This is a genomic window from Herbaspirillum sp. 1173, assembly GCF_031455335.1.
Lineage (GTDB): Bacteria > Pseudomonadota > Gammaproteobacteria > Burkholderiales > Burkholderiaceae_D > Herbaspirillum > Herbaspirillum huttiense.
This window is the reverse complement of sequence record NZ_JAVDSP010000001.1, coordinates 884,113-906,781: the sequence shown is the minus strand read 5'-3', so window position 1 is coordinate 906,781 and position 22,669 is coordinate 884,113. Positions and strand designations below refer to the sequence as shown.

The 22,669-nt window shown below is 64.8% G+C and carries 13 protein-coding genes; 12 read left to right on the top strand and 1 reads right to left on the bottom strand.

Features of this window, described 5'->3' with window-relative positions; translation table 11 throughout:
• From glgX to J2X56_RS04060, 9 genes are all read left to right on the top strand, one after another.
• Positions 1 to 2,268 (top strand): glycogen debranching protein GlgX, encoded by a 2,268-nt coding sequence (gene glgX, locus J2X56_RS04100; RefSeq protein WP_039787100.1) that lies wholly within the window; start codon positions 1 to 3, stop codon positions 2,266 to 2,268.
• A complete protein-coding gene (treZ, locus tag J2X56_RS04095) occupies positions 2,265 to 4,163 on the top strand; it encodes a malto-oligosyltrehalose trehalohydrolase (protein ID WP_310158401.1) in 1,899 nt (632 codons plus the stop codon). Before glgX ends, treZ begins: the two co-directional genes overlap by 4 nt.
• Positions 4,160 to 6,424, top strand: a complete 2,265-nt coding sequence (gene malQ, locus J2X56_RS04090; protein WP_310158399.1) for a 4-alpha-glucanotransferase — start codon at positions 4,160 to 4,162, stop codon at positions 6,422 to 6,424. Before treZ ends, malQ begins: the two co-directional genes overlap by 4 nt.
• Positions 6,424 to 9,381 carry a malto-oligosyltrehalose synthase gene (treY, locus tag J2X56_RS04085; RefSeq protein ID WP_310158397.1) on the top strand — a complete coding sequence of 986 codons (2,958 nt, stop codon included), beginning with the start codon at positions 6,424 to 6,426 and terminating at the stop codon, positions 9,379 to 9,381. The genes malQ and treY overlap by 1 nt, the downstream gene beginning before the upstream one ends.
• Before the next feature lie 213 nt (positions 9,382 to 9,594).
• The gene (pgi, locus tag J2X56_RS04080; RefSeq protein ID WP_310158395.1) at positions 9,595 to 11,283 is read left to right on the top strand and encodes a glucose-6-phosphate isomerase; all 1,689 of its coding nucleotides are present in this window, start codon (positions 9,595 to 9,597) and stop codon (positions 11,281 to 11,283) included.
• Positions 11,284 to 11,315: 32 nt separating this feature from the next.
• Complete coding sequence (locus J2X56_RS04075) at positions 11,316 to 11,849, top strand: hypothetical protein (RefSeq protein WP_310158393.1); 534 nt, start codon at positions 11,316 to 11,318, stop codon at positions 11,847 to 11,849.
• 368 nt (positions 11,850 to 12,217) lie between these two features.
• Positions 12,218 to 13,822: an ATP-binding protein gene (locus J2X56_RS04070; protein WP_310158391.1), complete on the top strand. Its 1,605-nt coding sequence runs from the start codon at positions 12,218 to 12,220 to the stop codon at positions 13,820 to 13,822.
• 57 nt (positions 13,823 to 13,879) lie between these two features.
• Complete coding sequence (locus J2X56_RS04065; RefSeq protein WP_034330180.1) at positions 13,880 to 14,344, top strand: response regulator; 465 nt, start codon at positions 13,880 to 13,882, stop codon at positions 14,342 to 14,344.
• Complete coding sequence (locus tag J2X56_RS04060; protein WP_134136448.1) at positions 14,341 to 15,069, top strand: response regulator; 729 nt, start codon at positions 14,341 to 14,343, stop codon at positions 15,067 to 15,069. Before J2X56_RS04065 ends, J2X56_RS04060 begins: the two co-directional genes overlap by 4 nt.
• A gap of 17 nt (positions 15,070 to 15,086) precedes the next feature.
• On the opposite strand, the gene J2X56_RS04055 is transcribed toward J2X56_RS04060, so the two are convergent.
• Positions 15,087 to 17,285, bottom strand: a complete 2,199-nt coding sequence (locus J2X56_RS04055; RefSeq protein WP_310158389.1) for an ATP-binding protein — start codon at positions 17,283 to 17,285, stop codon at positions 15,087 to 15,089.
• A 595-nt stretch (positions 17,286 to 17,880) separates the two neighbouring features.
• Here J2X56_RS04055 and J2X56_RS04050 point away from each other — a divergent pair.
• The 3 genes from J2X56_RS04050 (at position 17,881) to J2X56_RS04040 (ending at position 22,642) form a co-directional block, all read left to right on the top strand.
• Positions 17,881 to 18,051 (top strand): hypothetical protein, encoded by a 171-nt coding sequence (locus J2X56_RS04050; RefSeq protein WP_157845750.1) that lies wholly within the window; start codon positions 17,881 to 17,883, stop codon positions 18,049 to 18,051.
• Between the two features lie 13 nt (positions 18,052 to 18,064).
• Positions 18,065 to 18,445, top strand: a complete 381-nt coding sequence (locus tag J2X56_RS04045; RefSeq protein ID WP_039787088.1) for a hypothetical protein — start codon at positions 18,065 to 18,067, stop codon at positions 18,443 to 18,445.
• A gap of 393 nt (positions 18,446 to 18,838) precedes the next feature.
• Entirely contained in the window at positions 18,839 to 22,642 is a 3,804-nt protein-coding gene (locus tag J2X56_RS04040; RefSeq protein ID WP_310158388.1) for a PAS domain S-box protein, read from the top strand.
• The last annotated feature ends 27 nt before the right edge of the window (positions 22,643 to 22,669 follow it).

Below are 22,669 nucleotides of genomic sequence, written 5' to 3'. Positions count from 1 at the left end.
ATGAGCGTCGCCTTTCCTGATCGCCTGATGCCAGGCTTGCCTTACCCCCTCGGTGCCACTTCCGATGGCCTGGGGGTCAATTTTGCGGTGTTCTCGGCCAATGCCACCCGCATGGACCTCTGCCTGTTCGACCCCTCCGGCAAGCGTGAACTCAAGCGCATCACGCTGCCCGAATGTACCGATGAAGTGTGGCACGGCTACCTGCCCGGTGCCGCGCCCGGCCTGGTCTATGGTTTCCGTGCCCACGGTCCTTACGAGCCGACCAAGGGCCATCGCTTCAATCCCAACAAGCTGCTGCTGGATCCTTACGCCAAGCGCCTGGTCGGCCAGGTGCGCTGGACCGATGCGCTCTATGGCTATCGCCTGCACTCGGCACGTGCCGACCTGTCCTTCGATCGTCGCGACAGTGCCGCCGCCATGCCCAAGGCCATGGTCACCGATGATGCCTTCGTGTGGGAACACGATCGCCTGCCGCAGGTGCCGTGGAACAAGACGGTGATCTACGAGGCCCACGTCAAGGGCATTTCCAAGATGCGCGAGGATCTGCTGCCGCATGAGCGCGGCACCTTCGCCGCCTTGTCCGATCCGGCCTTCATCGATCACCTGCTGCGCCTGGGTGTCACCACCCTGGAACTGATGCCGGTGCACGCCTTCCTGCAGGACAGCTTCCTGATCGAACGCGGCCTCTCCAATTACTGGGGCTACAGCACGCTGTCGTATTTCGCACCGGAGCCGTCCTACATGTCCATGGGCGATCCTAACGAATTGCGCATGGCAGTGCGCCGCCTGCACAGCGCCGGGATCGAGGTGATTCTCGACGTGGTGTACAACCACACCAGCTGCGGCAGCGAACTCGGACCCACGCTGTCTTTCCGTGGCCTCGACAACGCCAGTTACTTCCGTCTGCTGCCGGGGCAGGAGCGCTATCACATCAACGATACCGGCTGCGGTAATACGCTCAATCTGTCGCATCCACGTGTATTGCAGATGGTGATGGATTCGCTGCGCTACTGGGCGCAGTCCTTCCATATCGACGGCTTCCGTTTCGATCTGGGTTCGACGTTGGGACGCGAGCCGCATGGCTTCGATCCGGGTTCGGGCTTCTTCGACGCGCTGCTGCAGGACCCGGTCCTGTCCAAGCTCAAGCTGATCTCCGAACCTTGGGATATCGGCCCCGGCGGCTACCAGCTCGGCAATCATCCGGCGCGCTTCGGCGAGTGGAATGACAAATTCCGCGACGACATGCGCAAGTTCTGGAAGGGCGATGAAGCCATGCGCGGCGGCTTTGCCCAGCGCATGATGGGCTCGGCCGAACTGTTCGAGCACAATCGCCGCAAGCCTTGGGCGACGGTCAACTTCATCGCCTCGCACGATGGTTTCACGCTGCGCGATCTGGTCAGCTACAACGGCAAGCACAACGACGCCAATGGCGAGAACAACAACGACGGCCACAACGACAACGCCAGCTACAACTGGGGCGCTGAAGGCGAGACCGATGATCCCGCCATCCAGGCCACCCGCGCCTGTGTGCAGCGCTCCATGCTGGCCTCCACGCTGCTGGCGCAGGGCACGCCGATGCTGCTGGCCGGTGACGAGTTCAATCGCAGCCAGGGCGGCAACAACAATGCCTATTGCCAGGACAACGACATTTCCTGGATCAACTGGGAACAGGCCCGCTCGCCAGAAGGTGCCGCGCTGACCGCCTTCGTCGGCCGCGTGACGGCGATCCGGCGCGACTTCGACGTCCTGCGTGCGAGTTACTTCCTGCATGGCAACCAGATGGTGGCCGATGGCTTGCCGGATGTGGCCTGGTTCGATGAATCGGCGCAACCGGTCACCAGCGAAGACTGGAACAACCCGGTGGCGCGCGCCATTACCCTGCAACTGGCGGGCAAGCGGCTGGAGCCGCACAAGCAGCTCAGTTCACGCCTGCATGACGGCGCCGGTGCCGCTGCAGACGGGCCGGGGGAGGCTCAGGAAGTGCCGCCCGATGTGCTGATGATCTTCGTCAATGCCGGTCACGAGCCGATCGAATTCAGCTTCCCGCGTACCGAGGGCGAGTACTTCCTGCTGCTCGACTGCGCCCAGCCGACCGGCATGCCGGAAGGCGAGGGCGGCCAGGTCAAGGTCGACGGCAGCGCCTCCGTGCAAGTGCAGGCGCACACCCTGCAGGTGTTTGCCAACCGGCCCTTGCATCTGTCTTCGGCCATCTATCCGCTGGCCGCCAATGAATGGATCAAACGCAACGAATGGGGAGAACGCGCATGAGTGCCCGCTTTTCCGTGAAGCTGCCGTTCGGCGCGCAGGTCACCGCGCCCGGCCAGGTGCGCTTCCGCGTCTGGGCACCCGGTGCCGACGCGGTCGCGGTGGACATCACCGGCCGTGGCCGCCTGCCGATGCGCGCCGAGGATACGGCCTCCCCGGCGTGGTACGTGCTCGAGACCGAGTGTGATCCGGGCACCCTGTATCGCTATGTGTTCCAGACCCGCGAGCAGGGCGAAGTGAGCGCACCGGACCCGGCCTCGCGCGGCCAAGCCGGCGATGTCTTCGATCCCAGCGTGGTGGTCGATGCGGAAGCCTTCCTCTGGCAGCACACGAACTGGCAGGGGCGCCCGTGGGAAGAGACCGTGCTGTACGAATTGCATCCGGGCGCAATGGGCGGCTTTGCCGGCATCCAGCAGCGCCTGGCCGAACTGGCCGAGTTGGGCATCACCGCCATCGAACTGATGCCGGTGGCCGAATTCCCCGGGGCTCACAACTGGGGCTATGACGGCGTGCTGCCGTTCGCGCCCGATGCCAGCTATGGCACGCCGGACCAGCTCAAGGCGCTGATCGATACTGCGCATGGACTGGGCATGATGGTCTTCCTCGACGTGGTCTACAACCACTTCGGGCCGGATGGCAACTACCTGCACAGCTATGCGCCGGATTTCTTCCGCCATGACATGAATACCCTGTGGGGTGCGACCATCGATTTCCGCCGGCCGGAAGTGTCGGACTTCTTTACCCAGAACGCGCTGTACTGGCTGCAGGAATATCGTTTCGACGGCTTGCGCCTGGATGCCGTGCACGCCATCTGCGAGCCTGACTGGCTGGTGGCGCTGGGCCAGCGCGTCCGCGCCGAGATCGGCAATGAACGCCATGTGCATCTGGTGCTGGAGCATGACGGCAACGCCGCGCATCTGCTGGGCTATACCGCTGCCGTCGAGGCCGAGGCGGAAGTGGCCGAGATCGGCCAGGTGCGCGAGCGCTCCAGCCATGTCTACGACGCGCAGTGGAATGATGATGCCCATCACGTCCTGCACGTGCTGCTGACCGGCGAGGACAGCGGCTACTACAGCGCTTACGCCGAGGCCCCTGCCGAGAAACTGGCGCGCTGCCTGCAACAGGGCTTCGTCTATCAGGGCGAGGTTTCGCCGTATTCCGGTGAGCCGCGTGGCGAGCCCAGTGCCGACCTGCCGCCCACGGCCTTCGTCAATTTCCTGCAGAACCACGACCAGATCGGCAATCGCGCCTTCGGTGAGCGCCTGACCGTGCTGGCCCATCCGCTGGCCCTGCACGCCGCACAGGCCCTGATCCTGCTGGCACCGCAGGTGCCGATGCTGTTCATGGGCGAGGAGTTCTGCGCGGTGCAGCCTTTCCTGTATTTCACCAGCCATCGCGACGAAGAACTGGTGAAGGCAGTACGGGAAGGGCGTCGACGCGAGTTCGCGCGCTTCCCGCAATTTGCCGATCCCAAGCTGCTGGAGCAAATTCCGGATCCCAACAGTTTTGCCACCTTCGTGTCCTCCATTCCGGAGCCCGGTCCGGCACCCGGTTCGGCGGCTTGCCTGCGGCGCGTCGCCGAACTGCTGCACATCCGCAAGCTGCACATCGTGCCTTACCTGCGTGGAGCCAAGTCGCTGGAGGCGCGCGCCATCGGCCCCAAGGCCGTGCACGCGCGCTGGCAACTGGCCAATGGCAGCGTCCTCAACATCACGGTCAATCTCGACGAAGCGCCGCTGCAGGAAGCCTTGGACGATCTGGCCCGGCCGGCCGGCGCCGACGTGCTCTTCGACAGTGGCGGCGCACTGGAGGCGCTGGCCGCCGGCAGCTTCCCGGGCCATGCCATCCTGGCACTGCGCGAACCTCCGGCCGCCGCCGAGGCCGGGAGCGCAGCATGAACGCCGCCCTGCGCCAGCCGGCTGCGTCAGCGGCCCCCGAACTCATTGCCCCGGTGAATTCGTCCTCGTCTGAAAACGATTTATATCGTTTGGCAGAACGTGCCGGCATTGCCGTCCACTGGATCGACGCTTACGACCAGCCGCAGGTCGTCGCCGATGAGGCTTTGCAGGCGATCCTGGAAGCGCTGGGCCTGCCCTGCGCTACGGCCAGCGACTGCCGTGACAGCCTGGCGCAGCTCGACCGCGAGCACGCGGTAGGCTACCTGCCTCCGCTGTTGACCGGCGTACAGCATCAGCCGGTTGCACTGCCTGCGCATTCGCGCTTGCATGGACTGTCCTGCCGCGTGGAGCTGGACAACGGTGCCCGCCTGACCCTGCTGATCTCCTCCGATCTGAACGCGCCGCCGACCTTGTCGCCCATTGATGTCCCCGGCTATCACCGCCTGCTGGTGGCAGGTCACATCCTGACACTGGCCATCGCACCGCCGCGTTGCTACACCATTGCCGATGCACTGGCCGAGCAGGGACGCGAGCGCGGCTGGGCGCTGGCTGCGCAGGTCTATGGCTTGCGCAGCGACAGCCTCAAGGAAGCGCGCAAGGTCTATGGCGACGGCGGCATCGGCCACTTCGGCGCGCTGGCCGAACTGGCACCGCTGGCCGCGCGCTATGGTGCAGCCGCGCTGGCGATGTCGCCGGTGCATGCCATGTTTGCCGCCGATCCCGGCCGCAGCAGCCCGTATTCGCCGTCCAGCCGTCTGTTCCTCAATCCGTTTCTGATCGATCCGGCCGGCATTCTCGGTGCGGATGCCCAGGCCCAGGTGCTGGCCGAGGGCGGCTCGGAAATGATCGCCGCGCATCAACGCCTGCAACAATCCAACCTGATCGACTGGGCGCGCGCCGGTGCGCATCGCATGACGCTGCTGCGCCGGCTTCATGCGCTGTTCCGCACGGAGCACGCAGGCGATGCCACGCAGCAGGCGGCCTTCGCCGCCTTCCAGCTCGAAGGCGGTGCCGCACTGCGCGCACACGCCTTGTTCGAAGCCTACAGCCACCACCTGAGCAGTCAGGGTGTCACCGGTTGCTGCGACTGGCGGCAATGGGGCGAGGCTGGACGCCATCCCGATACGCCCGAGATGCAGGCCTTCGCCGTTGAACATGCAGGCGAGATCGACTTTCACCTGTTCCTGCAATGGCAGGCGGCACGCCAGCTGGCAGAGGCCCAGCATAGCGCTCGCGTGGCGGGCATGGCGATCGGTCTCATCGCCGATCTGGCCGTCGGTGCCGACAATGGCGGCAGCCAGGCCTGGAGCCATCAGGACGAGATCGCCGCCGGCCTGACCGTCGGCGCGCCACCGGATCGCCTGGCCCCGCAGGGCCAGAACTGGGAGCTGGGCGCGTTTTCGCCACTGGCCCTGCGCCGCACCGGCTATCGTGCTTACCTGTCCATGTTGCGTGCGACCTTCGCGCAGGGCGGCGGGGTCCGCATCGACCACGTGCTCGGCTTGAACCGCCTGTGGTTGGTGCCGCAGGGGAGAGAGGCCGATGCCGGGGCCTATGTATCCTTCCCCCAGCAGGACATGCTGCGCCTGATTGCGCTGGAGTCCTGGCGCTATCGGACCATCGTCATCGGCGAGGACTTGGGCACCGTGCCGCCCGGCTTCGATACCGTGCTGGATGAGGCGGGTGTCTCCGGTATTCGCGTGCTCTGGTTCCAGCGTGAGAAGACGGGTTTCCTGCCGCCCTCGGACTGGTCGCGTCAGGCCATTGCCGTGACGACCACGCACGACCTGCCGACGGTGGCCGGTTGGTGGTCCGGTGCCGATCTGGCCTGGCGCGAGCGTCTCGGCCAACTGGAGGACGGCTTGCCGGCCGCCCGTGAGCAGCGCCGCGAAGAGCGCAGCCAGCTCTGGCAAGGACTGGTGCAGCAGGGCTGCGCGAGCGGCCCGCTGCCCGAAGCTGCGCCGGCCCTCAAGGAAGGCGACGAAGAGTCCGCCTTGCCCGTTGCGCTGGACGACTGTGCCATGGTGGTCGATGCCGCACTGGATTACGTCGCCGCCACGCCCGCCTCGCTGGCCGTGGTGCCGGTGGAAGACATCCTCGGCCTGACCCAGCAACCCAATCTGCCCGGCATGACCGAGCCTCACCCCAACTGGCGTCGCCGTTTGCCGGAAGACACGCCGCAACTGTTTTCCGCCTACGCCGCCAAGGCCAGGCTGGAGCGCCTGCGCCGCGTGCGCGGCGGCACCGCCAAGGAGATTTGATGCCAGCCCCTTCCGTATCGCCAGACCTTTCGGCGCACAGCGGCATTCCGCGCGCCACCGCGCGGCTGCAACTGCACCGCGATTTCCGTTTCGAGCAGGCGGCCGCGACGGTGGACTACTACCACCGCCTGGGCATCAGCCACTTCTATCTTTCTCCCATTCTGGTGGCCCGCCCCGGTTCCACCCATGGCTATGATGTGGTGGATGCCACTCGCATCAATCCCGAACTGGGCGGCGAAGCCGGACTGCGCCACTTGCACCAGCGCTTGCACGCACAGGGCATGGGCATCGTGGTCGACATCGTGCCCAACCACATGGCCGTGGGCCATCACAATGCGTGGTGGCAGGACGTGCTGCGCTGGGGCCGCCACAGCCGCCACGCCGAATGGTTCGACATCCATTGGGACAGCCCCGATCCGGCCCTGAGCGGCAAGGTCCTGCTGCCTTTCCTGGGGCAACCCTACGCGGAAGCGCTGGAGGCGGGCGAGCTGGTGTTGCGCTTTGACGCCGAGCACGGCGAGCTGCAGATTGCGCATCACGACAATGTGTTCCCGCTCACGCCGACGGATTACGCTGCCGTACTGGAGACGGCAGGCAGTGCGCGGCTCAAGGATGTGATCGCTGCCTTTGCCGCCATCGATCCCGCGCAGGAGGACAAGGATGGCCGCGCCGATGCCGCCCGCGCGCAATTGCGCACCCTGGCCGCCGATCCCGAGGCGCTGGGCGACATCGACGCCGCGCTTGCTGCGTTCTCGGCCAGCCAGCCGCATGGCCGCAGTGCCATGCATCAATTGCTGGAGCGTCAGCACTATCGTCTGGCGTACTGGCGCAATGCCGCCGATGAGATCAACTGGCGGCGCTTCTTCGAAGTGAGCGAACTGGTGGGCATGCGCGTGGAGCGCGAAGACGTCTTCGAGGCCATGCATGCCGAGATCTTCCGGCTTTATGCCGAGGGCATCATCGATGGCTTGCGGCTGGACCATATCGATGGCCTGACCGATCCTGCTACCTATTGCCTGCGTCTGCGTGAGCGCCTGCGATCGCTGCGCCCCGGTCACGAACCCTATCTGATCGCCGAGAAGATTCTGGCCGGCGACGAAAGCCTGCCACCCGGTTGGCAACTCGACGGCACCACCGGTTACGAGTTCATGGACCAATGCGCAGCGGTGCTGCACGATGGCGAAGGAGAGCCTGTGCTGGACGAACTCTGGCGCGACATCGTCGGCGAATTGCCGGTGACGGCCGATCAGCTGCAGAGCCACGGTCCGGGCGAGTTGTGCCATTTCCCGACCATCGTGCAGGAGGCGCGGCGCAGCTTCCTGGTCCGCAATTTTGCTGCGGAATTCAATGCCCTGACGCTGTGCCTGCATCAGCTGGCGCGCAGCGCCACGCAGACGCGCGACCTGACGCTCATGTCCATCCGCCGTGCGGTGGCCGAGCTGCTGGTGCATTTCCCGGTCTACCGTACCTACGCCAACGCGCAGGGCATGCCTGCCGGAGATCGCGAGCTGCTGGCCAGCACCGTGCAGAAGGCCGAGGCCACGCTGCATGCGGCCGACCATGCCGCGCTGCATGTGGTGGAAGGCTGGCTGGGCGGGGACCTGTTGCTGGACAGTCGCGATGCGCATCGCCGCGCCCTGCAGCTGCATGCCATGGCGCGATTCCAGCAACTGACGCCACCGCTGACGGCCAAGTCGATGGAGGACACGGCCTTCTATCGCTTTGGCCGACTGCTCTCGCGCAATGAAGTCGGTGCCGAGCCGGCCCATCTGTCACTGTCGGTGTCGCACTTCCACCGGCTCGCGGCCAGACGCGCCGAGCAGACGCCGGGCAGCCTGCTGGCCACCGGCACCCACGATCACAAGCGCGGGGAGGATGCCCGCATGCGGCTTGCCGCGCTCTCCGAAATTGCCGAGGAATGGTCCACGGTGCTGCGTCACTGGCATCAATTGAACGCGCCCATCGTGGCGGCGACGGCGGGCCAGCAGGGCGGCATCGATGCAGTCGATGAATGCATGCTGTACCAGACATTGGTCGGTGCCTGGCCCGACGGCATGCGTGCCGGTGACGATGACCTGAGTGCACTGGGAGAACTGGCCGAGCGCGTGATCGCCTGGCAACGCAAGGCCTTGCGCGAAGCCAAGCGCCGCAGCGACTGGGTGGTGCCGCAGACTGACTACGAGGCGGCCTGCGAGCGCTTTACGCGCGCGCTGCTGTGTGATCCGGGACTCGATCCGCGCCATCATCCTTTCCTCACCGAGCTGGAAGATTTCGTGCGCCGGCTGGCACCGCTGGGCACGGTCAACAGCCTGTCGCAGACCATGCTCAAGCTGACCTCGCCGGGCGTACCGGATTTCTACCAGGGCAGCGAGCTGTGGGATTTGAGCATGGTCGATCCCGACAATCGTCGTCCGGTGGATTTCGCCTTGCGTGAACGGCGTCTGGCCGATGCCGTCAGCCGGCCGGTGTCGCTGCGCGACTGGCAGAGCGGCAGCGCCAAGCAGCAATTGATTCACGCGGTGCTGCAGTACCGGCGCGATCATGCGCTCTTGTTTGCGCAGGGTGCTTATGTTCCGTTGACCACCCACGGCAAGCTGGCGCGGCACGTGATCGCCTTTGCCCGGCTATTGCCGGTGCAGGAAGGGGGCGAGCACGCGCTTGAGGCAACATTGGTGATCTGCACGCGCCTGGCCGGTCATCTGCTGTCCTTCGAGGGACGCCGCGAAGAGGCCTTGCCGCTGGTCTCCGCCGAGTCCTGGGGCGATACGCGCATCGCCATTCCGCAGGTCCTGTCGCATGCCGGCGGCGGCATGCGCCGTTGGCGCAGCGTGCTCACCAGTGGCCAGGGTGAGCTGGAGGAGTGCGCCATGCCTGATGGCGAACGCGGCGGCAGCATTGTGGTGGCGGACATTCTGGGCAGCTTGCCGGTGGAATTGCTGGCGTTGCGTGTGAATTGAGCCGTAGCGTGAAGAGCCCCCGAACAACCGATTGTTCGGGGGCTCTGAGTTTCACGCATGGCGCTGTGCTTGTGTGCGTCGTCACGCATGACTTCCTCTTTTCCTACATGGAAATGTTCCGCCGTCCGATGTCGTGCATTCGTCTCCGGCCACTACCATGACGCGATACCGGCATCTCCGCCGGCCCCGCCATGTTGTACAAGGAGTTTGCGCATGACCAAGTTGCCCGCCGCCGATCTGCAGCTGCCGCTGTTCACCTATGGCCAGCGCCAGTCGCTGACCGAGAAGAGCGCCTGGATCGCCCTGCAGGAACACCATCAATACAGCGCCCGCCATTTCCGGCTGGAGCGTCTCTTCTCTGCCGATGACAAACGCGGTGAAAAACTGGTGACCGAAGCCGCCGGCATCTATCTCGACTATTCCAAAAACCTGGTCACCACCGAGACCATGACCCTCCTGATGAACCTGGCGCGCCAGTGCGACCTGCAGGATCGCATCGAGGCCATGTTCCGCGGTGACCGCATCAATGCCACCGAGCAGCGCTCGGTCTTGCACACGGCCCTGCGCATGCCTGCCGGCGCACGCCTGGTGGTCGAAGGCGAGGACGTGATCGCATCGGTGCAAGAGGTGCTCTCCCGCATGGAGGCCTTCGCCGAACAGGTCCGCAGCGGCGCATGGACAGGCCACACCGGCCGTCGCATTCGCCACGTCGTCAACATCGGCATCGGCGGCTCCGACCTCGGCCCGATGATGGCGTACGAGGCATTGCGTCCCTATGCGCAACCGGACCTGTCTCTTCACTTCCTCTCGGACGTGGATGGTGCCGCGCTGCTGGAAACCGTGCGCCACCTGCCCGCCGAGGAGACGCTCTTCATCGTTTGTTCCAAAACCTTCACCACGCTCGAAACCACCACCAATGCGCGCGCGGCGCGCGACTGGCTGGTGCGGCAGTTGGGCGAGGAAGCGGCGGTGGCCCGTCATTTCGTCGGGGTGACGACCAACATCGAGGAGGCCAGCCGCTTCGGTATCGATCCGCAGAACATGTTCGGTTTCTGGGATTGGGTCGGCGGCCGCTATTCGATGACCAGTGCCATCGGCCTGTCCACCATGATCGCCATCGGGCCTGAACATTTCCGCGAGATGCTGGCCGGCTTCCATGCCATGGATGAACATTTCCGTACCGCCCCGCTGGAAGCCAACGTGCCGGCCATCCTCGGCATGCTCACCGTCTGGTACACCAATTTCTTCGGTGCCACGAGTCAGGCGGTGCTGCCTTACAGCCAGTACCTGAAGCGCCTGCCAGCCTACCTGCAGCAGCTGACCATGGAGAGCAACGGCAAGCAGGTGAACCTGCAGGGCGATGCCGTGGACTACCAGACTTCGCCGGTTTACTGGGGTGACAATGGCATCAACGGCCAGCATTCCTTCTACCAGTTGCTGCACCAGGGCACGCAGATGATTCCCTGTGATTTCATCGGCTTCTGCCAGCCGGTGGAAGCACTTGGCGACCACCATGCGCTGCTGATGGCCAACATGTTTGCCCAGGCCGAGGCGCTGGCCTTCGGCAAGAATGCGCAGCGGGTGCGGGAAGAGGGCACGCCGGAATCCTTGACGCCGCATCGCGTCTTCCCTGGCAACCGTCCCAGCAACAGCATGCTGGTCGAGCGGCTCACGCCCCACAGCTTGGGCACGCTGGTGGCCTTGTATGAGCACAGCGTCTTCACTCAGGGCGTGATCTGGAACATCGATTCCTTCGATCAGTGGGGCGTCGAGCTGGGCAAGCAGCTGGCCAAGCGCACCGCGCGGCAGCTGCTCGACCCGACCGAACCGCTGCACCATGACAGTTCCACCAACGCCCTGATTCGCCGTTATCGCAGCGCCTGGTCCGATCAGAACGATTGAGCCGCGCTGCCCGTCCTTGCGCAGGAGAAACCATGAGCACCATCATCGCCGCCCGTTTCGATTTGCAGGAAGACGCCGCGCACGCGGTCTCGGTGCTGGAAGACGCCGGCTTTGCGCGCGAGCGGATCAGCAGTTTCTTCGTCAACCCGGCGGGCCAGCATGACCGCTTTGCAGTCGGCGGCGATCGCGACAAATCACCCGGTGCCGAAGATACCGACCGCGGCGCCGCCGTCGGTGTTGCAGCGGGTGCCGGCGCGGGAGCGGCTGCCGGTCTGGCCACCGCCCCAGTGACTGGCCCGCTTGGCCCCGCCTTGGGTGGCCTGGTCGGCGGCCATCTCGGTGGATTGGTCGGCAGCCTGGCCGCGACCGATGAGGTCACACCGCCACGGCGTCTGGCTGGGATGCTGGTGGCAGTCGACGTGGAGGACGAGCCCCAAAGCCTGCAGGTCATCCGCCTGCTGCAAGGCGTGGACGGCAGCGATCTGGAACGCGCCGAGGGCAACATCCGCGCGGGCGACTGGATCGACTTTGATCCGCTCTCCCCGCCGCAGCCCGTGAATGCGTAGGGGCGCAGGGCTCCACGGCTGAGGTTCCGAATAGCCTCGCTTCCCCCTGGCCCGGCAGTGTCCTGCCGGGCTTTTGCATTGACGCTTGCCATCGCGCACACGTGCGGGCATATTGTGAGTTTATAATCGTGCGTAACAATTGATTACCAGAAACGCACGCCTGCGGGGCCGGATCAACGTGACCCATGGTCCGCAAGCAAACCGGGACGTGCGCAGGACAGAACAACAAGGAAATGCAGAAGGGGGCGCACTGCAGGTCAAGCCCGATGCCGTCCGATGCAGCTTGGCATTCGCCGGGCAGCGAGTGGCGGCAGCGCTGGACCGGTGGCTTTGCACCGTAAGAATGATCGTGAAGCGGGCGAATGCACATGAGACTGCTGACCAAGGGCTTGCTGATCGTTGCCATCCCAAGCCTGTTTGAAGTGCTGCTGCTGGGAGCGCTGTTCAAGGTCCAGGCCGATGCCGAGGATGCCGAGGGCTGGGCCTCGCATTCCCTGCAGGTGATGAACAAGGCCGCCGAACTGCGTGAGCCGATGCTGCTGGAGGCAGCGCGCGTGCGCAATGCGGTTCTGTTGGACCTGCCAGACACCCTGAGCCGGGGCGACCTGTGGGCCGACATCGAGGTCAAGACCGGCGAGCTTGCGCGGCTGGTTGCCGACAACGCGTCGCAAAGCGCGGCCGTACGAAAGGTGCATGAATCCATTGCCAGCTACCGCAGTTGGGATGACAGTGCACGCGAGCGCCTCATGCGCGGCCAGCGCGATGACCTGATCCGCCAGTTGCGCGACGAACAGGGCGCACACCGGCTTTCCACCTTCCTCAATCTGCTCGACAACTTCGTGGCCGAAGAGCGGCGTCTGGGTGCCGAACGCAGCGAGCGCCTGCAGGCGGCACGCCGCTCGCAGACCTGGCTGCTGATCTTGGCGGTGCTGGTTTCCATCGTGACGGCCGCACTGGCCTCGCTGGCTTTTACGCGCAATATCAGCACCCGCATCGGCGTGCTCACCGGCAATGCCCGCCGCCTGGCCGATGGCCAGCCGCTGGCGGCGCGCCTGGGTGGCCATGATGAGATCTCGCTGCTCGACGATGCCCTGCATCGCAGCAGCGAGCGTCTCGCCGAAGCCGCGCGCCAGGGCCAGGGTTACCGCGAGGAACTGGAGCAGCGCGCGCGCGAACTGGCCGACGTCAACACCGACCTGCGCCAGCAGACCCAGGACAATGAGATGTTCATCTACAGCGTCTCGCATGACCTGCGTTCGCCGCTGGTGAACCTGCAGGGCTTCAGCAAGGAAATCACCCATGCCACCCGAGATCTGCTGGACGAGGTGGATCGCCTGGCGCTGCCCGAACCGGACCGGCAACGCCTGCGCACGCTTGTCGAAGAGGACATCCATACATCGCTGCGCTTCATCCAGAATGCCGTGACACGCTCGGCCGGGATTATTGACGCCATGTTGCGACTGTCCCGTGCCGGCCGTGTTGAATATCAGCCGGTGATGCTGGACATGCATGCCATCGTCACCCGCATCGTCGCCGCCATGAGCGGCAGCATCCGTGTCAAGTCCGCCCGGGTCGAGATCGAAGCGGATCTGCCGCCGGCCTATGGCGATCCGACCTCGGTGGAGCAGGTGCTAGGCAACCTGGTTGGCAATGCCGTCAATTATCTTGATCCGGGCCGTCCGGGCCACATCACCATCGGTCATGTGCCGCAGGCCGATAGCGTGGTGGCGGCTCCCAGTCTGGTGACCTATTTCGTGCGCGACAACGGGCTCGGTATTCCCGCCGCCTACATGGACAAGATGTTCATTGCCTTCCAGCGCCTGCATGGCAACGCCGCCAAGGGCGAAGGCATCGGGCTGGCACTGGTCAAGCGGGTGGTGGAGCGGCACGGCGGCCGCATCTGGGTGGAATCGGTCGAAGGGCAGGGCAGCTGTTTCTACGTCGCCCTGCCGGCCCGCCCGCCGGTGTTCTGAACGCATTCGAACCGTATCGGACAAAACAGGGATCAACAACGGACAAGGGGGAACGAGATGGCCACAGAGCAGAGCGTCAACATCATCCTGGTCGAAGACGACGACGGCCATGCCGTGCTGGTCGAGAAGAACCTGCGGCGCGCCGGGCTGGTCAACGGCTTCCAGCGCCTGCGCGACGGACAGGAAGCGCTGGATCATTTTTTCGGGGGCGAGCTGGGGCGGACCGACCTGCAGCAGGTGGTGGTGCTGCTGGACGTTAACATGCCACGCGTGAATGGCGTAGAGGTGCTGCGGCGAATGAAGCAGGACGCGGCCACGGCAGCCATTCCGGTGATCATGCTGACCACGACCGACGACCCGCGCGAGATCGCCCATTGCTATGAAGTAGGCTGCAATGTCTACATCACCAAGCCGGTGGAATACGACGACTTCATCGAAGCGGTGCGCCGGCTGGGCTTCTTCCTGCAGGTGGTCAAGCTGCCGCCGCCGGGCGCGCCGGTGCGGGAGAGCGATTCCCGATGAGCGGTGCGACCGTCCATGTGCTGGTGCTGGAGGATGACGAAGGCCTGCTGGCGCTGGCCGGCCGTGTGCTCAGGAAGCAGGGATACCGTGTCACCGCCGTGGCCGATGCCGAGTCCGCCCAGGCGGCGGTGCAACAGGATCGGCCCGACCTGCTGATCGTGGACTACAACCTGCAGGCGCTGGACAGTGGCCTGGATTTCTTCCGCAGCCTGCGGGCTGCGGGCATGGAGATCCCGGCCATCATGGTCTCGGGCATGTCGGATGAAATGCGCATCATCGAAGCCTTGCGGGCTGGCGTAGCCGATGTACTGCCCAAGACCAGCGATTACCTCGACCACTTGCCGCAATGCGTGCAGCGCGTGCTGGCGCAGCAGCGGCAGGCCGGTGATGCCGGGCAGATTGATGAGCAGGTGCGCCAGCTGCAGGCCGAGCGCGACGCGCTGCTGGCTGAGGTGCAGGCGGCGCAGGCCGAGATCGAGCGCCTGCGCAGCGCACGCGATGCCTTCCTGCGGACGCTGTCACAGGAACTGCGCCCGCCGCTCAATGCCATCCTCGGCTGGACCGATTACCTGCTGCAAGGCGGGACGGATGCCGCCAACCTGCACAAGGGCTTGCAGGTGATCGAGCGCCATGCGCGGGCGCAGTCGCAGTGGGTGGAAGACCTGCTTGCCCGGCACCGCATCCTCTCCGGCGCACTGCCGGAGCAGGAGCGGGACTGGCCTTGATGCGCCATCCAGCCGGTTCAGGCCGGCAGGATGGGCAAGGTGACGGTGAAGGTGATGATGTGGTGATCGCAGTTGAGGTCGATCTTGCCGCCGTGGCCGTTGGCGATCTCGCTGACGATGTACAGGCCCAGTCCCAGTCCGCGCGCATTGCGCTGATTGCCCATGGATTCCTTCTTGTAGGGCTTGAACATGTGCTCGCGCACCGCCATCGGGATGGCCGGACCGTGATTGGAGACCGAGAGCGTCAGTACGTCGTCGCGGCGGAACACGATCAGGGTCGAGGGCGTACCGATCTCGCCATGATGGCGGGTGTTTGACAGCAGGTTGGAGACCACCTGGCTGATGCGGTCGCCATCGAGTTCGATTTCGCCGCAGTCTTCCGCTTCGAGGATGATCTCGTTATCGGGGTAGGCCATGCGCGCTTCGTTGACGATCTCGGTGACCATCTTGCGCACATCCACCGGACGGCGCTGGATGTCCAGCCCCATGCCGCTTTGCAGGCGGCTGATGTCGAGCACCTGGGAGATCAGGCGATGCATGCGGCTTGACGAGGACGAGATGCGCTTGCTCAGGTTGGAGCTGGATGGCGAATGCTCGCGCACCTCGATCATGCGCGCGGCCATCATGATGGCCTGCAGCGGATCGCGCAGGTCATGGCCCAGCGTCGCCAGCAGGGTTTCGCGGGCGCGCTTGACCATGTTCTCATTGGACAGCGCCACTTCCTGGAAGTCCATTCGCAACTGGTTGGCGATTTCGGTTTCGGTCTTGGCCCACGGCAGGCTCTTGCCGCGTACCGTTTCCTTCCAGACCGCGAAGGAGCCGCGCGGGGTCAGGCGCGGACCGAGCGGGCCGATGCTGTATTTCTTTTCCGGGTTGCCGCCCCAGCGGACGTCTTCCACCTGCTCGGTGCGGAACCAGAAGGCGTAGCCATCCTGTTCGCGATAGAAACGCACGGCCAGCACGCCGCAGATATCGCCCAGCGCCGCCTTGAGTGCCGGCACATCGGCCCCCAGCGCACTGGTGGAGAAGAAGTCGCCCGGCTCGTTTTCGTTGAGCCAGTTGATGAGCGCGTTGACGCCTTCGCGCGAGGGAGCCTTGCCGAAGACTTGGGTCTTGCGCTCCATGGAGATGGCGCCACCGTGCGCATTCATCAGACGCAGGAAGCCCTCATGGTCAGCCGCCAGGGCCAGCACGATGTCTTCCCGGTCGGTGACCTGGGCCACGATCTTGCGGCGCAGGTCGGCGCTGTACTCCAGCGCACGGGCGCGCTCGCCGTTGAGATTGCGTTCCACCAGGGCACTCACGAATTGCGAGAGCAGCTGGCATGACATGCGCACCGCATGCGGCACCAGGTGCGCGCTCATGTGATGGCAGGCGATCAGGCCCCACAGGCGTTCGCCGATCACGATCGACAGGCTCATGGAGGCACCCACGCCCATGTTGCTGAGGTATTCGATGTGCACCGGCGAGACGCTGCGCAGCATGCTGTGGCTGAGGTCCAGCGGACGGCCGGTGAGCGGATTGTGATCCGGTTCCAGCGCCACGGTGGAGGCTGTCACATCGGCGATCAGGCGGATCGGATTGATGACGTACAGGCGGCGTGCCTGCGCCGGGATATCGCTGGCCGGATAACGCTGGCCGAGGAAAGGTTCGAGGTCCTCGCGCTTGTGCTCGGCGATCACTTCGCCGCTGTCGTCATGCAGGAAGCGATAGGCCATCACGCGGTCGAAGCCGGTGATGCGGGCGATCTCGTCGACCGCCAGCGTCAGCAGGTCTTCCACGCCGGGCTGGCGCTGGATGCGCTGGATGGCCTGATGCGCGGCCAGGGCGAACGACTCCAGCGACAGGGCATCGGCGGGACGCTGTTCAAATTCGGCGATGAGCACGCCTTCGGATTTGTGCGTGACCAGGTCGAAGGCACCGGAGGCCAGCGTGATCATGCGCGAGTCGACGTAGCCATAGCGGTCTTCCAGTGCCGCCTGGATCACGGCGCGGGCCGCAGCGTTGAGATGGGCCTCCTCCAGAGGCTGTCCCACCTCCGGCAAGTCGCCCAGCAAGGCAGCGGCATTGGCGCTGCGCGTGGCAAGCTTGCCCTCGGGCGTGAAGCACAGGAGGGCACCATGATTCTGGATGGATCCGGGGATGTGGATCGGCTCCTGATCACAATTGCTCAGGTCGACCGGTCGCCGGCGGCTTGCGTGATACGGATTGCTCATTCACTACTTTCTCGATGCCTGCACTGCAGGACGTCGAACTGCCGATGCGCTGATGCGCGCGCGCCGGCAAGGTGGGGGGCGAAAGCAAGGGCATCCGGGAGACCCCGGTCTCACGTCCGGCAGATGCTGGCTCATGACCAGTGGCTGCGATGGCAAATGATGCGCATTCTTGGCTTCGGGAAATGCCAATTATAGGCGTCATCGCAAAGTTGCGTGCAGGCTGAACAACATTTAATTCCACCGCGCGACAAGTGACGATCCGGGCAGTATCGCCGTCAAGGGGGTTCTTCCACTTTGTCCTACAAATCAATCGGGCGCAGTCCGATAGGACTCATCCGTGCGAGGTTCTAAGATCCTCAAAACTCGCAGAAACAACGCGGCACGGTCGGTCTTCCTGCAGGATGAGCGGATCCGATTGATGCCACATGGGAAAAGAAAAATTCCGGTCCTGCGCTGTGACCACTTTTGCAGTGACAATTCTCGGACAACGGCTGCATCAGCCTCTTCCAGTTTGGGCGGACGCGGCTAAAATGAATTGTCATCGGAAGCGGGAGGCAGCAGGGCAGCCGGTGAACCATCAGGGAGCGAACACCCCATGCTGTCGATGAAACACAGGGAAAAAATCGATCGCAGTGTCGGCCAGACGACACGATTGGTCGATCAGTGGCAGCGCGAGCGCCTGCATGCGCAGGTCCTTCGCGATGCCGCACAGGACAAGCTGACGTTGCAACCAGCCCGGCGCAAGTGGTCAGCGCCGGATCTTTGAGCAGGGTAGCCTCATGGACAAGTCTGATTCCACCCATCCTTATGATCCGCTGATCGCCATTGCCCAAGGCGACTGGACGGCCTACCGCAACCATATCGCCTCGCAGGGCCACGCCGCGGCGGATGCCGAGCCCGAACCACTGGCGATGCCGGCTTACCCCGAACCGGCGCAGGACACCGCCGGACAGCCACTGCACGGCGAGGAAGATATCCTCGCCTACCGGCGGCGCTGTGCGCGGGCTTACATCGGCATGAACGGCCGTCTCGGCGGCCGTGCCTACCGGCCCAACGAGCCCGTGATCCTGACCCAGGAAGCGGTACAGGAACTGGCCGAACTCAACCGCCTGCTGCGTGAGGAGCGGGCGCTGAAAAAGAAAAGCCAGCCGGACAGCTGAGCGCGCCTTGCGCCAATTGCGCAGATTGCGCCAATTGCATCAGTTGAATATTCCCTTCGCGCGCCGTCCTGCGGGAAGGGCGCGCGTAGGTGCTCGGCGCAATTTCATGTAGGAAAACAGGAAGACTGCGCAGATGCCTGTCCCATGCGGTGTTGCGGCCGGTGGATGTTTTTCCGTGGGCTGAGAGCGGCCCCGGAAGCGGCGCCGGCTTCCCGTATAATCATCGGCGGCACGCAGCAGGCGCGCCGGGTGCTTGCGCCCGTCTTCACGGGCCTGCTCCAAGCGGATGCGAACAACAATGAAGGGACCCGCGGGAGCATGACGGCGCAAGCCTCGTCTCTCGCGAGACCGACCTCGGTGCTCAAAGCTAGGCTTAAAGGTAAGTTTCACGACATGGCAGACATTTCTTGGTTGCGCGGCACAGGCCTGGCCGCGCAGATCGTCACGGCAACCGACTGGACCACAAGTCCCCTGGGTGCGCCGGCGCAATGGTCGCCGACCCTGCGCACCTCTCTCAACATCGCACTGCATTCACCCCTGCCGAGTCTGCTGGTCTGGGGCACAGCACGCCAGATGCTTTACAACGATGCCTTCGCGGCCTGTATCGGTACGGCCCATCCGGCGGCCTTCGGTGCGCGCATGAGCGAGTCCGCGCTGTGGCGGGGTGCCGCGCGCCTCTGCGAAGCGGCGATCGGTGCGGCCTTCAAGGGCCAGCAACAGCAACTGGGCCGGGTATCGCTGTTTGCCGATACCGCGGCAGCAGCGGGCACACCCGATCAATGGGACCTGACTTGCGTGCCGGTGTGGGAAGACGCGGCCGATGATCAGCCCGCGCAAGTGGCCGGCGTGCTCTGCACGCTGGTGCGCTCTACCGGTCTGGATGCCGCGCTGGCGCACACCGACATGCTGCGCGACCTGATGGAGCAGTCGCCCAGTTTCAAGGCCGTGGTGCGCGGTCCGCAGCACGTATTCGAACGCGTCAATGGGGCCTACTTCAAGCTCTTCGGTGACCGGCCGGTGTTGGGCCTGCCGGCGCGGGAAGCGCTGCCCGAGCTGCTGGACGAAAATCTCTACGAATTGCTGGACCGCGTCTACCAGACCGGGCAGACCTATACCGAACGCGGTGCGCGCCTGTTCCTGCGGCGCGCGCATGAGACCGGTTTCGAGGGGGCCGTGCTGGATTTCGTGTTCCAGCCCATCAAGGGCGCCGATGGCCAGGTGGCCGGGATCTTCATCGAGGGCAATGACGTCACCGAACGCTTCGTGGCCGAAGAGCGCCTGCGCATCGTCGACCGCGCGGGCGGGATCGGCATCTTTGAATGGTTCCCGGTCTCCGGCAAGCTGGCGGTCTCGGATCGATTCCGCCGCTTGTGGGGTCTGCCAGCCGAAGGCGAGGTCACCTCGCAGCAACTGGTGGACATGATCGATGAAGAATTCCACCCGAACCTGGGCACCTCGCGCATCAAGGAAGGCGGTCCGCGCAATCCGCTGGAATATACCGAATACCACATCACCCGCCCCGACGGCGAACAGCGCTGGCTGGCGCGCAAAGGCGAGGTGGTGCAAGACGATCCGCGTGCCGGTTCGCGTTATGTAGGGGTGGTGTTCGACGTCACCTCGCGCAAGCTGATGGAGCAGGCACTGGCCGCTTCCGAAGCCAGCGTGCGGGCCAACAATGCCTTCGTGCGCCAACTGCTGGATTCCACCGACCAGGGCTTCTTCTCGATCGACCGCGAGGGCATCGTCACGCTGTGCAATGCGGCCTTCCTGAAATTGCTCGGCTATGCCGGCGAGAAGGATGTGCTGGGCCGCTCGATCCACGAGGTGATCCTGACCTCAGCCGACGATGGCAGCGGCGTGCGCGGCGAATGTGCCGTGCTCAAGGCCGCCCGTGACGGCGTGACCACGCACGTGGAGAGCGAAGATTTCCTGCGCGTTGATGGCAGCAGTTTCCCGGTGCAATACCAGGCCCATCCGGTCTGGCAGGATGGTGAGCTGCAAGGTGCGTTGTGCACCTTCATCGATCTGACCGAACGGCGGCGCGGCATGCAGGCGCTGTCGTGGAGCGAGAATCGCCTGACCGCCATCTTCAACCAGGCCTCGGTGTGCTTCTCCGAACTGGACCTGGAGGGCCGCTACCTGCGCGTGAACCAGGCGCTGTGCCGCATGCTGGGCCGCACCGAGGCCGAGATGCTGCAGATGACCCTGGCCGACGTCACCCATCCTGATGACGTGCCGATGAACATGACGCTGTTCAAGCGTTGCATTGCCGACGGCAGTTCCTTCACGCTGGAAAAGCGCTACCTGCGTCCTGATGGCAGCGCGTTCTGGGTCTCCAGCGACATCAGCCGCATCGTCGACGGCGAGGGCAGGCCACAGGCCATGATCGCGGTCTCTACCGACATCACCGAACGGCGTCGCGCCGAAGACGCCCTGCGCGAACTCAATGACACGCTGGAGCAGCGCGTGGTCGAGGAGATCCTTGAACGCAGCCGCGCCGAGGCGGCGCTGCGCCAGATGCAGAAGATGGAAGCCGTGGGCCAACTGACCGGTGGCGTGGCGCACGACTTCAACAACGTGCTGCAGATCATCGGCGGCAACCTGCAGTTGCTGCAGACCGATCCGCGCCTGGATGACCGCAGCCGCCAGCGCGTGCGCATCGCCATTGGCGCGGTCGATCGCGGTGCCAAGCTGTCCTCGCAGTTGCTGGCCTTTGCCCGCCGCCAGCCGCTGCAGCCGCGCAGCATCAATCTGGAACGCGTGGTGCTGAACATGGATGACCTGCTGCGCCGGGCCGTGGGCGAGAACATCGAAATCTCCACCGTCATCACGCATGATCTCTGGAATACCATGCTCGACCCCAATCAGGTCGAGAACCTCATCATCAACACCGCCATCAATTCGCGCGATGCGATGCCCAATGGCGGACGGCTCACGCTGCAGATCGACAACGTGCAACTGAGCGATCCGGCCTTCCTCTCGCAGGCCGACCTGCCGCCGGGCGATTACGTGGAACTGCAGATCTCCGACAACGGGGCCGGCATGTCGCCCGAGGTGCGCGAGCGTGCCTTCGAGCCCTTCTTCACGACCAAGCGCGAAGGTGAGGGCACGGGTCTGGGTCTGTCCATGGCCTACGGTTTCGTCAAGCAGAGCAAGGGCCACATCAGCCTGCACAGCGAAGCGGGCAAGGGCACCACGATCCGCATCTACTTCCCGCGCTGCATCGATCAGGAAGTGGTGATCGACGACAACCGCGACATGGAAGTGCGCGGCGGTGACGAAACCATCCTGGTGGTGGAAGACGATCCCAACCTGCAACTGACGGTGATCGATACCCTGTCCTCGCTGGGCTACCGCGTGCTCAAGGCGGACAATGGCGAACGCGCGCTGGCCATCCTTCAGAGCGGCATTCCGGTCGACCTGATGTTCACCGATGTGGTCATGCCCGGCAGCGTGCCGGTGACTGAACTGGCGCGCCAGGCACGGCAGTTGTTGCCGGAGATCGAGATCCTGTTCACCTCCGGCTATCCGCGCGACGCCATCGTCCATGAAGGGCGGCTGGATGCGGGCGTGGAGCTGCTGTCCAAACCGTATCGCATCAACCAGCTGGCGCAGCGCATCCGGCAGATGCTGTCGGGCCGGGCGCATCGCATCGAACTGGCACAGATGACGCGCGAGCGCGACCAGGCCAATGCCAGTGCAGACGCCAATGCCATGCTCCATGTCCTTCCGGTGGGCGGCAGCCATCGCCAGGCTGACGGTCAGGATGCGCATTTCGACCAGGCAGGCAGCGGGGCCAGCGTAGTGACGGTGCCGGAGGCAGAATCCGTCTCCGCGTCAGCAAGCGGCCTGCGCCTGCTGGTGGTGGAAGACAACATCGACTCCCAGCAACTGGTGTGCGAATTGCTGGAAACGCTGGGCCACCAGGCACGCGGCGTGGTCAGCGCGGAGGATGCGCAGCAGGCGCTGGGCGAGCAGAGTTTCGATGTGCTCTTCACCGACGTCAATCTGCCCGGCATGTCCGGCGTGGACCTGGCCAGGAGCGCGCTGGAGCGCTTCCCGGACATGGCGGTGATCTTCGCCTCCGGTTATGGCGCGATGGTGGCGCGCAATGTCGGCTTCGCCTCGCATGCGCTGCCCAAGCCCTACGATATCGACCAGCTGCAGGAGATACTCAAGAAGATCGCGACCGCGTGATGCCTGCAGCGTGATGCCCGGCGAGAG